The following is a 14,569-nucleotide window of genomic DNA, read 5'->3' on the forward strand; positions in this document are numbered from 1 at the left end:
ACCTCTGTGGCGTTCAACGGTGAACCCCTGATAGCGCGAGGAATCGCCCCTCCGCGCGCCGTCGCCGCCAATCGAAGGAACTCAGTCACATGAACGCGCCCGAGCACGCCGCCGCCACCGCGCGGGATGAAATCGCCGTCATCGGCCTGTCCTGCCGCCTTCCCCGGGCGGCGAGCCCGGACGCCTTCTGGGAACTGCTCGTCACGGGTGCGAGCGCCGTCACCGAGACCCCCGCCACGCGGTGGGACGCGAACGCCCTGTACGACGCCGACCTGTCGCGGCCCGGCCGGGCGAACTCGCGCTGGGGCGGCTACCTCGACGAGGTCGACCGGTTCGACGCGGCGTTCTTCGGCATCTCCCCGCGCGAAGCCGCGGACATGGACCCGCAGCAGCGGCTCGCGCTGGAGCTGGCGTGGGAAGCGCTGGAGAACGCCGGCGTGGTCCCGGCTGCCCTGCGCGAGCACGCCGTCGGTGTGTTCATGGGCGCGTTCGGATCCGACTACGCCACGCTCGCGCAGCGGGAGGGGATCGAGGAAATCGGTCACCACACGGTCACCGGTCTCAGCCGCGCCCTCATCGCCAACCGCATCTCCTACACCCTCGGGCTGCGGGGCCCCAGCTTCACGGTCGACTCCGCCCAGTCGTCCGCGCTCGTCGCGGTGCACCTCGCCGCCCAGAGCATCCGCACCGGTGAGTGCGAGGTCGCGCTGGCCGGTGGCGTGCACCTGAACCTCGCACCGGAGAGCACCGTCGGCGCGGCCAAGTTCGGCGGCCTCTCCCCGGACGGGTACTGCCACACCTTCGACGCCAGGGCGAACGGGTACGTGCGCGGTGAGGGCGGCGGCCTGGTCGTGCTGAAGCCGCTCGCGAAGGCGCTGGCCGACCAGGACGAAGTCCTCTGCGTGATCCGCGGAAGCGCGGTCAACAACGACGGCGCGAGCGACGGTCTCACCACCCCGGACGCCACCGCGCAGGCGGAGGTCCTCCGCGCGGCCTACCGCGCCGCGGACGTCGACCCGAAACAGGTGCGGTACGTGGAGCTGCACGGCACCGGCACCAGGGTGGGCGACCCGGTCGAGGCCTCGGCGCTGGGCCGGGTGCTCGGCGCCGGCCGCGCTCCGGCCGACGCGCTGCGCGTGGGCTCGGTCAAGACCAACATCGGCCACCTCGAAGGGGCGGCCGGTATCGCGGGCCTGCTCAAGACGGTGCTCTCGATCAGCAGGGGACAGCTCCCGCCCAGCCTCAACTTCACCGAGCCGAACCCGGGCATCGCCTTCGACGAGCTGGGCATCAGGGTCCAGACCGAGACCGAGGACTGGAACGCCGAGCCACGACTGGCCGGCGTCAGCTCCTTCGGCATGGGCGGGGCGAACTGCCACGTCGTCCTCTCCGGACCGCCCAGGTCCGAAAAGGACGGGGAGGCCACCTCGGACCACACCGAGGCGACCCTGCCGTTCGTGCTGAGCGCGAAGACGCCCGATGCGCTGCGCACCCAGGCCCGGAACCTGCGCGGCCGGGACCTCGACCGCGCAGGTCTCGCCCAGGCGCTGCTCACCCGGCGCACGCTCTTCGACCACCGCGCCGTCGTGCTCGCCGCCACCGCCGATGAGCTCGACTCCGGTCTCGCCGGGATCGAACAGGGTGTTCCCGGCGCGGGCGTCGTCCTGGGCCGCAGCGAGAAGTCCGACGCCGGTCCCGTTTTCGTCTTCCCCGGACAGGGGGCGCAGTGGGCGGGGATGGGCCGTGACCTCCTCGACGTCTCCGAGGTGTTCGCGGACTCCGTCGCCGCCTGCGAGGAGGCGCTGGCACCGCACGTGGACTGGTCCCTGACGGAGGTCCTGCGCACCGGCGACGGCCTCAACCGCGTCGACGTGGTGCAGCCCGCGTCCTGGGCCGTGATGGTGTCGCTGGCCCGGCTGTGGGCGTCGGCGGGCGTCCGGCCCGCCGCCGTGCTGGGGCACTCCCAGGGCGAGATCGCCGCCGCGGTGGTCTCCGGGAAGCTCGACCTCGACGACGCCGCGACCGTTGTCGCCCTGCGCAGCAAGATCATCGCCGCCGAGCTGGCCGGCCACGGCGCGATGGCGTCGGTGGACATGCCCGCCGACGAGGTCCGCTCGCGCCTGGCCGGCCATCCCGGCGTCGAGGTCGCGGTGGTCAACAGCGTGCGCTCGACCGTCGTCTCCGGAGACCAGGACACGGTCGACGCCCTGGTGGAGCAGTGGAAGCGGGAAGGCGCGCGGGCGCGGCTGATCGCCGTGGACTACGCCTCGCACAGCCCGCACGTCGACTCCGTCCGCGAACGGATCGTCGAGGCTCTCGCGGGGATCCGCCCGCGCCAGGGCAGCACCCCGTTCTTCTCCACCGCGGACCGCGCCTGGACGGACCGCCTGGACGCCGCGTACTGGGCGCACAACCTGCGAGCGCCCGTCCGCTTCGGTGAGGCCACCGAAGCGCTGCTGGCCGAGGGCTTCCGCCACTTCGTCGAAGTCAGCTCGCACCCCGTGCTCGTCGGCGCCGTCGAGGACACGGTGACCGCCGCGGACGTCGACGACGCGGTCGTCGTCGGCTCGCTGCGCCGCAACGAGGGCGACTTCCGCCGCTTCCTCACTTCGGCCGCGGAGGCGTTCACAGGCGGGATGGACGTCGACTGGTCGGTTGTGGTCCCCTCGACGCGCACGCGGGTTCGTGCCGCCGACCTGCCGACCTACCCCTTCCAGCGGCAGCGGTTCTGGATCGGCGACACGAACGAGGCAGCGGTCGGAACGGGACCGGTGCTGCGCGGGATCGACCTCGTCCGAGCCCATGCCGCCGCCGTGCTGCGCACCGCTCCGGACGAGGTCGGCGTCCGGCAGTCGTTCAAGGGACTGGGTTTCGACTCCGTCATGGCCGTCGAGCTGCGCAACCGGATCAACGCGGCCGCGTCGCTGCGCCTGCCCGCCGGTGTCGCGTTCGACTTCCCGACCCCGAAGGCCCTCGCGGCGGAGATCGACCGGCTCCTCCCCACCGGCGCCCGGCAGGCTCCCGCCGTCGTCGCCACCGGGGAACAGGTCACCGAGACCGGGCAGGAGCCCGAAGACGACCCGATCGTCATCGTGGGCATGGGTTGCCGGTTCCCCGGCGACATCCGTTCACCGGAGGACCTCTGGCGGTTCGTGGCCGCGGAGGCCGACGCCATCGGGCCGTACCCGTCCGACCGCGGCTGGGACGTTCGCGACCTGTTCGCGGGAAGCACCGAGGTCGCCCGCACGGGTGGATTCCTGCACGACGCCCCGGACTTCGACGCCGAGTTCTTCGGTGTCTCACCGCGGGAAGCGCTCGCCATGGACCCGCAGCAGCGACTGCTGCTCGAAGTCTCCTGGGAGGCGCTCGAACAGGCGGGGATCGACCCGGAGCTCCTGCGCGGCACCGACTCCGGGGTCTTCGTCGGAGCCATGGCCGGTGACTACGGCACCAGGCTGCACGAAAGCCCGGACGCCGTGGCCGGACACCTCCTCACCGGTGTCGCCGGAAGCGTCGTCTCCGGCCGGATCGCCTACGTCCTCGGCCTCGAAGGCCCCGCCCTGTCGATCGACACGGCCTGTTCCTCGTCGCTGGTCGCGCTGAACCTCGCCGTCGAGGCGCTGCGGCGCGGGGAGTGCTCCCTCGCCCTCGCCGGTGGCGTGACCGTGATGAGCACACCCGGCATGTTCGCCGAGTTCAGCCGCCAGCGCGGCCTCGCGCGGGACGGCCGCTGCAAGGCGTTCTCCGCCGACGCGGACGGCACGGGCTGGTCGGAGGGCGTCGGTGTGCTCGTGGTGGAGCGGCTGTCCGACGCGGTGCGCCTCGGCCACACCGTTCAGGCCGTCATCCGGGGAACCGCGGTCAACCAGGACGGCGCCTCCAACGGCCTGTCCGCGCCGAACGGACCCTCGCAGCAGCGGGTCATCCGCAGGGCCCTGACCGACGCCGGTCTGTCGGTGTCCGATGTGGACGTGGTCGAGGCGCACGGCACGGGGACTTCTCTCGGCGACCCGATCGAGGCCGAGGCGATCATCGCGACCTACGGCCAGGACCGCGACCGCCCGCTGTGGCTCGGCTCGCTCAAGTCCAACCTCGGCCACACCCAGGCCGCGGCCGGCGTCGCGGGCGTGATCAAGATGGTCATGGCGATGCGGCACGGCGTCCTGCCGAAGACCCTGCACGTCGACGAACCCTCGCCGCACGTCGACTGGGCTGCCGGGGCCGTCGAGCTGCTGACCGGAGCGCGGCCGTGGCCGGAAGGCCCCCGCCGGGCGGCGGTCTCGTCGTTCGGCATCAGCGGCACCAACGCGCACGTCGTCCTCGAGCACCTGCCACGACCGGACGAACCGGAGCGGCACCAGCGGCAGGTCCCGTTCCTGCTGGGCGCCAAGACGCCGCAGGCGTTGACCGCGCAGGCCAGGAGGCTGCGGGACCACCTCGCCGAGCACCCCGAGCTCGACCCGGCCGACGTCGCCTTCTCCCTGGCCACCGGTCGCAGCGGCTTCGACCACCGCGCCGCGGTCCTCGCCACCGACGCGGCCGGGCTGCGCGAGCTGTGCGACGGTCGCGGTGCCCGTGACCTCGCCCGGACCGGTGAGCCGGTGGCCTTCCTGTTCACCGGCGCGGGCGCCCAGCGCCCGGGCATGGGGCGCGAGCTCTACACCACCTACCCGGTCTTCGCCGCTGCCCTGGACGAGGTGGCCGACGAGTTCGACCGGCACCTGGCCAAGCCACTGCGCGAGGTCGTGTGGGGCGAGGACGCCGCTGTGCTGGACCGGACCGAGTACGCCGAGCCCGCGCTGTTCGCCCTCGAGGTCGCGTTGTACCGCCTCGTGCGGTCGTGGGGCGTCGAGCCGGACTACGTCACCGGCCACTCGGTCGGTGAGATCACGGCCGCGCACGTCGCCGGTGTGCTGACCCTGGCCGGAGCGGCGGAGCTCATCGCCGCGCGCGGCCGGTCGGCCTGCGGCACGGGACCGGTGGAGTTCCGCCGCGTCGCGGAGCGGATCACCTACGCGGCACCGGTGATCCCGCTGGTGTCCACCCTGACCGGCACCCTCGCGACGGCCGAGCAGCTCCGCTCGCCCGAGCACTGGGTCCGGCACGTCCACGACGCGGTGCTGTTCCACGACGGTGTGCGGTACCTGCGTGAGCAGGGCGTGACCCGCCTGGTCGAGCTCGGCCCGGACGGCGTGCTCGCGGCGGTGGCGCGGGACTGCCTGCCCGGCACCGACCAGCTCGTCCTGTCCGCCCTGCGCGAGGGCGAGCCGGAGAACGACGCACTGGTGCTCGCGCTGGCCCGGCTGCACACCGCCGGCGTCGCCGTCGACTGGCCCGCGTTCTTCGCGGGCACCGGCGCCCGCCGCGCGGAGCTGCCCACCTACCCGTTCCAGCACGAGCGGTTCTGGCTCGACCCGGTCGCGAAGACCGCGGACCTCGCCTCCGCCGGACTCGACGCGGTCGCGCACCCGGTGCTGAAGGCGGCGCTGTCCGTCGACGGCACCACGGTGCTGACCGGCCGGCTCGACGAAGCAGGGCTGCCGTGGCTCGCCGACCACCGGGTCGGCGGCGCCGTGGTCGTTCCCGGGACGGCGCTGCTCGAGCTCGCCGTCCGCGCCGGTGAGCAGACCGGCCGGCCCGCCGTCACCGAGCTGCTGCTGACCGCGCCGATGGTCGTCCCCACCGGCGACGCCCTGGACGTCCAGGTCCACGTGTCGGCGAACGGTGCTCTGAAGGTCGTGTCGCGCGCCGCGGGCCAGGGGGAGTGGACCACCCACGTCACCGGTCAGGTCGACGGTGCGACCGGTCCCGCGGCCGCCGCGGTGCAGTGGCCGCCGGTCGGCTGCGAACCGGTGGAGCTGGACGCGTTCTACTCCGGGCTGGCCGAGCGGAACCTGCGGTACGGCCCTGCCTTCCAGGGCGTGCGGCGCCTGTGGCGCGGCGACGGCGAACTCTTCGCCGAGGTGCAGCTGCCCGGGACGAAGAGCGACGGCCACCTGCTGCACCCGGCGCTCCTGGACGCGGTCCTGCAGCCGCTGGCCGCCGGCGAGCTGTTGCCCGACGGGGGAACGGCCAGGCTGCCGTTCTCCTGGACAGGTGTTCACCTCCGCACGGCCGGCGCGTCGGTGTTGCGGGCCCGGCTGACCGGGCTCGGGCCCGACACCGTGCGACTGTCCGCCTGGGACGCCGACGGCACGCCCGTCGTCGACGCCGACTCGGTGGTGCTGCGGCCGGTGTCCGACGCCCAGCTGCGCGACGCCGTGGCAGCGGACTCGTTGTACCGCGTCGAATGGCGTCCCACGACCGTCGTGTCTTCCACGCGGGGCACCACGCGGCGGCTGCCGGTCCAGCCCGCAGGTCCGCTGCCGCGCCGGGTGCGCGAGGGCCTGGCCTGGGCGCTGACCACCGTGCAGGACTGGCTGTCCGGCGAGCAGAGCGGTTGCCTCAGCATCGTCACCGGTTCCGACCCGGTCGGCGCTGCGGTGCAAGGACTTGTGCGCTCCGCACAGGCAGAGCACCCCGGCCGCTTCCAGCTGATCGAGGTCGACGGCAGTGCCGCCTCCAACGCACTGGTGCCCTCCCTGGCCGGTGCGGCGGAACCGCGGATCGCCGTGCGGGACGGCGCCGTGCTGGTGCCACGCCTCGCACGCCACACCGTCGCCCACGCCGCCTCCGACGTCAGGTGGAACGGGGGATCGCTGCTCGTCACCGGTGCCGGCGGCGTCGTCGGTTCCGCCCTGACGATGCACGCCGTGACCACCCACGGGGTCGGCGAGGTGGTCCTGGTGAGCCGTCGCGGCGAGCGGGCCGCCGGTGTCGCGCAGCTGGCCGAGCGGTTGCGCGCAATGGGTGTCGCTGTCACGGTCGAGGCTTGTGACGTGGGTGAACGCACGCAGGTGGCCGAGCTGCTGGCGCGAGTTCCGAACCTGCGCGGCATCGTCCACGCGGCGGGAGCGGTGGCCGACACGGTCGTCGAAAAGCTCACCACCGAAGGCGTCGAGGCCGTCCTGGCGTCCAAGGTGGACGCCGTCAGCCACCTGGACGAGCTGACCAGGGGACTGGACCTGGACTGGTTCGTCGTCTGCTCCTCGATCGCCGGGTGGTGGGGCACCGCGGGGCAGGCCAACTACGCCGCCGCGAACGCGTGCGTCGACGCGATGGTCCGCGAGCGTGCCGCCGCGGGGCTTCCGGCACTGGCACTGGCGTGGGGGCTGTGGGAGGAGCGCAGCGACCTCTCCGGGCACCTCGGTGACGCCGACCTCCAGCGGATGGCCAGGGTGGGAATCGCACCACTGTCCACAGCGGACGCCGTCGCGGCGTTCGGCGGTGCGTTGCGCTCGACCGAGCCGGTGCTGGCGCCCGTCCGCCTGGACCTCCGGTCCGTCACCGGACAGCCCGTGCCGCTGCTGGCCGACCTCGTCCGCACGCCGGTCGTGACCGAGCCCGCCGCGGCGGAACCGGAGCCCTCCGCGGACCTCGGTGAACTGACCGGCGACGAGCTGCGGGCAGAGCTGACCCGGCTGGTGCTCACCAGCGCCGCGGCCGCGCTGGGCCACGCCCGGCTGCGCGACGACCAGGTCGGACAGCCGTTCTCCGCGCTGGGAATGGACTCGCTGACCGCACTGGAACTGCGCAACCGCCTCCGCGAGGCGACCGGTCTGCGCCTGTCGCCGACCCTGCTGTTCGACCGGCCCAGCCCACTGGAAGTGATTGACCACCTCGTGGAAGAACTTTCGATCGAGAAGGACACCACTGTGACCCACGTGATCCAGCCGGCCGAACCCGACCCGGAACCCGGAGCGGCCGGGGACGACCCGGTCGTGATCGTCGGCATGGCGGCCCGCTTCCCCGGCGGGGTCAGCTCACCGCAGGAGCTGTGGGACCTGGTCGCCACCGGTACCGACGCGATCACGGCGTTCCCGGACAACCGCGGCTGGGACCTCGACACCCTCTTCCACGACGATCCCGCCCACCGCGGCACCAGCTACGCCCGTGAAGGTGGTTTCCTGCACGACGCCGCCGACTTCGACGCCTCGTTCTTCGGCATCGCGCCCCGCGAGGCGCTGGCCACCGACCCGCAGCAGCGGCTGCTGCTGGAGACCTCGTGGGAGGCGCTGGAGAACGCCGGCATCGATCCGCTGTCGCTGAAGGGATCCCGCACCGGCGTCTACGCCGGCGTGATGTTCCACGACTACTCCACCCGCGTCGGCGACGTCCGCGACATCCCGGACGGCATGGAGGGGATGCTGACCGTCGGCAGCCACGGCAGCGTCGCGTCCGGCCGCATCTCCTACGTCTTCGGCCTGCAGGGGCCCACGATGTCGGTCGACACCGCGTGTTCGTCCTCCCTGGTGGCCCTGCACCTGGCCACGCAGGCGCTGCGCACCGGCGAGTGCTCCATGGCGCTGGTCGGCGGTGTGGCGGTGATGTCCACCCCGGTCACCTTCGTCGAGTTCAGCCGCCAGCGCGCACTCGCCGCAGACGGGCGCTGCCGGTCGTTCTCCGCGGACGCGAGCGGGACCAGCTGGGCCGAAGGCGCGGGCATGCTCGTGGTGGAGCGGCTCTCCGACGCACGGCGCAACGGGCACCGGGTGCTCGCGGTGGTCCGCGGCAGCGCGGTCAACTCCGACGGCGCCTCCAACGGCCTCACCGCGCCGAGCGGCTCCGCTCAGCGCCGGCTCATCGAGCAAGCCCTGGCCGACGCGCGGCTGACCGCGTCCGACGTCGACGTCGTCGAGGCGCACGGCACAGGAACGCCCCTGGGCGACCCGATCGAGGCACAGGCCGTGCTCCGCACCTACGGCCAGAACCGCGACCGGCCGCTGTGGCTTGGTTCGCTGAAGTCGAACACCGGCCACACCCAGGCCGCCGCGGGCGTCGGCGGGATCATCAAAATGATCATGGCGATGCGGCACGGTGTCCTGCCGAAGACCCTCCACGTGAGCAAGCCCTCGCCGCACGCGGACTGGACCGCCGGATCGGTCGAGCTGCTGACCGAGGCGCGGCCGTGGCCGGAAGGAACCCGTCGAGCCGCGGTGTCGTCGTTCGGCATCAGTGGCACGAACGCGCACGTCATCCTCGAAAGCCCGGCGGAAGCGGCCGTCCCGGCGGCTGAGCCGCGGGCAGGGGCGATCACGCCGTGGGTGCTCAGCGCCAGGACCCCGGCGGCGCTGCGGGCGCAGGCGGCCAAGCTGGCGGACTTCCTCGACCGGGAGCCCGGCCACGACGACCGCGCGGTCGCGGCGGCCCTCATGAGGCGGTCGCGCTTCGACCAGCGTGCCGTCGTCCTCGGTGGCGATCGTGACTCGCTGCTGGCGGGCCTCACCGCCGCCGCACACGGCGACGACGCGCCGAACCTGGTGGTCGCGGCCGAGAAGCACGCGGGCGGGACCGCCTTCCTGTTCGCCGGTCAGGGCAGCCAGCGCGCCGGCATGGGACGGGAGCTGTACGAGGCGTACCCGCCCTTCGCGGCCGCGTTCGACGAAGCGGCCGAGGTGCTCGACCCGCTGCTCGGCGTCAGCCTGCGCGACCTGGTCTTCACCGGTGACAGCCTGGACCGGACCGAGCACGCGCAGCCCGCGCTGTTCGCGCTCGAGGTCTCGCTGTTCCGCCTGCTGGAGGCGTGGGGAGTGCGACCGGACCGCGTGGCCGGGCACTCCATCGGCGAGATCGCCGCGGCCCACGTGGCCGGCGTCATGTCGTTGCGCGACGCCGCGACGCTCGTCGCCGCTCGCGGCAGGCTGATGGGCGCACTGCCGGAAGGCGGGGTCATGGTCGCCGTGGAGGCTGCCGCCGCCGAGGTGACCGACCTGCTCGTCGGTCGTGAGCACGAAGTCGGGATCGCCGCGGTCAACGGTCCCAGGGCCGTGGTCCTGTCCGGCGCCGCCGCCGGAGTGCAGGCGATCGCCGAGCGGCTGCGGTCACGCGGCCACCGCACGAAGGCCCTGCGGGTCAGCCACGCGTTCCACTCGCCGCTGATGGGGCCGATGCTGAAGCGGTTCCGCGACGTCGTGTCCCGCATCGAGTTCTCGGCGCCGAGCATCCCGATGGTGTCGACGCTGACCGGCCAGGCCGCCGGCGCGGGCGACTTCACCACCGCGGAGTACTGGGTCCGCCACGTGCGCGAGTCGGTGAGGTTCGAGGACGCCGTGCGCGTGCTCGAAGCCGGTGGCGTCAAGACCTTCGTGGAGCTGGGCCCCGACAGCGTGCTCTCGGCGTCGGCGTCGGCGAGCCTGTCCTCGTCGGCCGTGACGCTGCCGCTGCTGCGCAAGGACCGCGTGGAGACACGAGCACTGCTGGACACCGTCGCGAAGCTGTTCGTCCGCGGCACCTCCGTCGACTGGCCGGCGGTCCTGGGCGAGGTCACGCTGCCGCACGTCGAGTTGCCCACCTACGCCTTCCAGCGGCAGCGCTTCTGGCTCGACACCCCGCGTGCCACCCGAGGCGTCACGGGTACCGGCCTCGACGCGGTCGGGCACCCGTTGCTGACCGCCTCGATGTCCCTGGCCGGCAGCGACACCACCGTCCTCATCGGACAGCTGTCCACCGCGCGTCCCGCCTGGGCCGGTGGCCACCGCGTCGGTGGTGCCGCGGTGGTGCCCGGCACGGCCCTGCTGGAGATGGCCGCCAAGGCCGGTGAGCAGGTCGGCTGCCCGCGGGTGGCGGAACTGCTCTTCCGGTCCGCGGTGGTGCTCTCGGCTGAAGGCACCCTGGACGTCCAGGTGGAGGTGTCCGCGCCGCAGGGTGACGGCAGCCGTGCCCTCGCACTGCACTCGCGGACCTCGGCCGACGCGCCGTGGACCGCGCACGCCACCGGTCGCCTCGTTCCGGGCGTGCCCGGTTCGGGGGAGAACCTGACCGAATGGCCGCCCGCGAACGCGGAGCCGGTCGACCTCGACGGGCTCTACTCCCGCCTCGCCGAGGACGGTCTGGACTACGGACCCGACTTCCAGGGCGTCCGCAGGGCCTGGCGTCGCGGCGACGACGTCTTCGCCGAGGTGACCCTGCCCGCGGCGGTGCGGGACGAAGCCGGCGACTACCTGGTCCACCCCGCGCTGCTGGACTCGGCGTTGCACCCGCTGGCGGCGGACGCGCTGCGCCTGCCGTTCTCCTGGGCGGGGGTGGAGGTGCACGGACCCGGTGCCTCGTCGCTGCGGGTTCGCCTGCGGAGCGTGGGGCAGGACTCGTTCGGCATCACCGCCTGGGACAACGTGGGCATGCCGGTCCTCTCCGCCGACGAACTCGTCGCGCGGCCGGTGGTACGTGAGCAGTTGCAGGTGATCGGTGCCGCACAGGCGCAGGAGACCCTGTTCCGCATCGACTGGAAGGCGCCGGAGAAGCTGTCCGGGCCACGAGGAACCGGGCACCTCACGCTGACCGTCGGCAACGGTGACCCCGCGGTGCCACTGCCGCGGCGCGTCCGGACCGCGCTGGACGCGGCACTGGCTTCCGTGCGCGGCTGGCTGGAGCGGGACCACGAGCCCGGTGCCCGGCTGGCCGTGCTCACCCAGGGTGCGGTGGACGGCGACCCGGTCGCGGCGGCGGTGTGGGGTCTGGTGCGCTCCGCGCAGACCGAGCACCCCGGCACGCTGCAGCTGATCGACCTCGACGGCAGCGCCGCGTCGGACAAGGCCTGGCGGGACCTGGTCGGCGCGGACGAGCCGCAGCTCGCTGTGCGCGGCGGGCAGGTCCGCGTGCCGAGGCTCGCCGGTGCCGGACCCGCCGGGGCGTCCACCCCCGAGTGGCGTGGTGGTTCGTTGCTCGTGACCGGTGCGGGCGGAGTCGTCGGCTCCGCGCTGACCCGGCACGCCGTGCGCGAGCACGGGGTTCGGGACGTGGTCCTGCTGAGCCGCCGAGGAGCAGACGCACCCGGCATGGCCCGGCTGTCCGCGGAACTGCGTGAGCTCGGCGCCTCCGTCACCGTGGAGGCCTGTGACGCGGCAGATCGCGAGCAACTGGCCGGGGTCCTCGCGCGGATCCCGTCGGACCGGCCGCTGGCCGGCGTGATCCACGCCGCCGGAACCTCGCGGGACGCGACGGTTCAGTCGCTCACCGCGGAGGCGCTGGAGGCCGTTCTGCCGGCCAAGGTGGACGCCGTGACGCACCTCGACGAGCTCACGAGGGACGCGGACCTCACCTGGTTCGTCGTCTGCTCCTCCGCTGCCGCCTGGTGGGGCACGGCCGGTCAGGCCAACTACGCCGCCGCCAACGCCTGCATCGACGCCATCGCACGGCGCAGGCACAACGCCGGGCAGCACGCGCTGTCGCTGGCGTGGGGACTGTGGGCCGAGCGCAGCGAGTTGTCCGGTCACCTCGACGAGGCGGACCTGCGCCGGCTCGCCCGGCTCGGGCTCAAGCCCCTGTCCACGGAGGACGCGCTGGCCACGTTCGACGTCGCGTTGCGCTCGAAGGAGCCGATGCTCGCCCCGATCGGGCTGGACACCCGTCAGCTCGTCGACAGCGAGTCGGCGCCGCTGACCCCGCTGCTGCGCGAGCACGTGAAGTCGCGTCCGGCGGTGGAATCGGCGCCCGTGCCGTCCATCAGGGGCGAACTGGCGGGCAAGGACGAAGGTGCCCAGGAGGCCTTCCTGCGCGACCTGGTCTGCGGGCTGGTGTCCCAGGTGCTCGGCTTCGCGAGCGCGGGCGAGGTGGAGGCCGACCGCGGCTTCTTCGAAATCGGGTTCGACTCGCTCACGGTGCTGGAGCTGCGCAACAGCATCGAGAAAGCCACGGGGCAGTCGGTGCCGCCCACGGCGATCTTCGACCACTCCACGCCGGGTGCCCTCGCGAAGTACCTGCGGATCCACCTCGGCGGCGCACAGGAGGCGGAGCGACCGCACGAGGTGGGGAGGCCTTCGCTGGCCGGGACGACGGTGCTGCTGACCGGTGCGACGGGCGGTCTCGGGCGGCTCTTCGCCAGGGAGCTCGCCGAGGCCGGGGCGAACCTGGTCCTGACCGGACGCGACCAAGCCGCGCTCGACGAGCTGGCGGGCTCCATCGGCGCACCTTCTCTGGCGCTGGTGGCCGACGTCACCGACGGCACGGCGCTGACCCGCGCCGTCGAGCGGGCGGAGCAGGAGTTCGGCTCGGTCGACGTGCTGATCAACAACGCCGGTGTCGGCGGTCCGGCCGGGCCCCTGTGGGAGGTCGACGAGGACCACTGGTGGCAGGCGATGGAGGTGAACGTGCGCGGAACCATGCGCGCCTGCCGGGCGGCGTTGCCGGGCATGGTGGAGCGCGGACGCGGACGAGTGATCAACATCGTGAGCTCGGCCGGAAAGCACCGCTGGCCCAACGTCTCCGGCTACTCGGTGTCCAAGGCCGCCGCCATCAAGCTCGGTGAGAACCTCGCGCCGGAGCTGGCGGGCACCGGGGTGTCGGTGCTCAACTACCACCCCGGCCTGATCGACCTCGGCCTGACCCGCAGGCAGCTGGAGGCCGGGAAGACCGGCGACCGCCACGTCGACGACGTCGGTGCGTGGATGGCCGACCAGCGCGACAGCGGCCGGTTCACCACGCCCGAGGACTCCTCGGAGATGCTCGTGCGGCTGGTGGCCGGTGAGGCGGACGCGTTGTCCGGCAGCTACCTGACCCCGGAGGACGACCTGGGCCGCCTGCTCGGCGGCTGATCGGGTGCCCGGACCGCGCCACCGCGCGGTCCGGGCCCCTCCCCGAGCTCAACCGGCTCGGCGCCGACGACGGTTCGGCTTCACGGCAACAAAGATCGGAAGAGGGAGATCATGGCGAACGTCGCCCAAGGCGGCCGCTGGGTGAGGAAGTTCCGCGCCACGTCCGAAGAAGCTCCGCAACTGGTGTGCTTCCCGTACGCGGGCGGCTCCGCCGGGTGGTTCACCAGGCTCCGCATGGACCTCGCCGGCGAGGTCCAGCTGTCCGCGGTCCAGTACCCGGGCCGGCTGGACCGCCTCCGCGACCAGCCGATCGACGACCTGCACGTGCTGGCGGACGAGGTGTTCGCGGTGCTGGACAAGGACCGGCCGCTGGCGCTCTTCGGGCACAGCATGGGCGCCGTGGTGGCGTTCGAGGTCGCGCGACGGCTGCAGGCCGCCTCCGTCCCCGTCTCACACTTCTTCGCGTCCGGCCGGGCGGCGCCGCACCTGCAGCGCAACGCGGGGGTGCACCTCATGTCCGACGACGACATGGTCAGGGTGATCGAGTCGCTGGGTGGCGTCGAACCGGGCGTGCTGAGCAACGCCGAACTCCGCGCGATGGTGCTTCCCGTCGTGCGCAACGACTACCGGGCGATCGAGACCTACACGTGCGACCCTTCCGCGTCGATCACCGCGCCGATCACCGTTCTGGCCGGCACCGACGACCCGATCGTGCCACTGCCGGACGCGAGCGGATGGGCGCGGCACACCACCGGGTCTTTCGCCGTGGAGAAGCTTCCCGGGGGCCACTTCTTCCCGGTGGACCACTGGAGGACCATCGCGGACCTCGTGCGGCGCGAACTCTGCGGCGAAGACGCAGCCGCAGGAGCCTGACCGGTGTGCTGCTGTCCACAAGGGACAGGACCTGCGTGGACGGTGTGACGCACAGGTCGGGTTCGTCG

General features: G+C 73.1%; 2 protein-coding genes. Both read left to right on the forward strand.

What is annotated here, in order from left to right:
• Positions 1-89: 89 nt before the first annotated feature.
• On the forward strand, positions 90-13,628 hold the full coding sequence (locus L6E10_RS37405) for a type I polyketide synthase (protein WP_236224892.1): 13,539 nt from the start codon (positions 90-92) through the stop codon (positions 13,626-13,628).
• Between the two features lie 111 nt (positions 13,629-13,739).
• The gene (locus L6E10_RS37410) at positions 13,740-14,501 is read left to right on the forward strand and encodes a thioesterase II family protein (RefSeq protein ID WP_236224893.1); all 762 of its coding nucleotides are present in this window, start codon (positions 13,740-13,742) and stop codon (positions 14,499-14,501) included.
• Positions 14,502-14,569: the final 68 nt, after the last annotated feature.

The sequence above is a fragment of the Lentzea sp. CC55 genome, assembly GCF_021056325.1.
Taxonomy (GTDB): domain Bacteria; phylum Actinomycetota; class Actinomycetes; order Mycobacteriales; family Pseudonocardiaceae; genus Lentzea; species Lentzea jiangxiensis.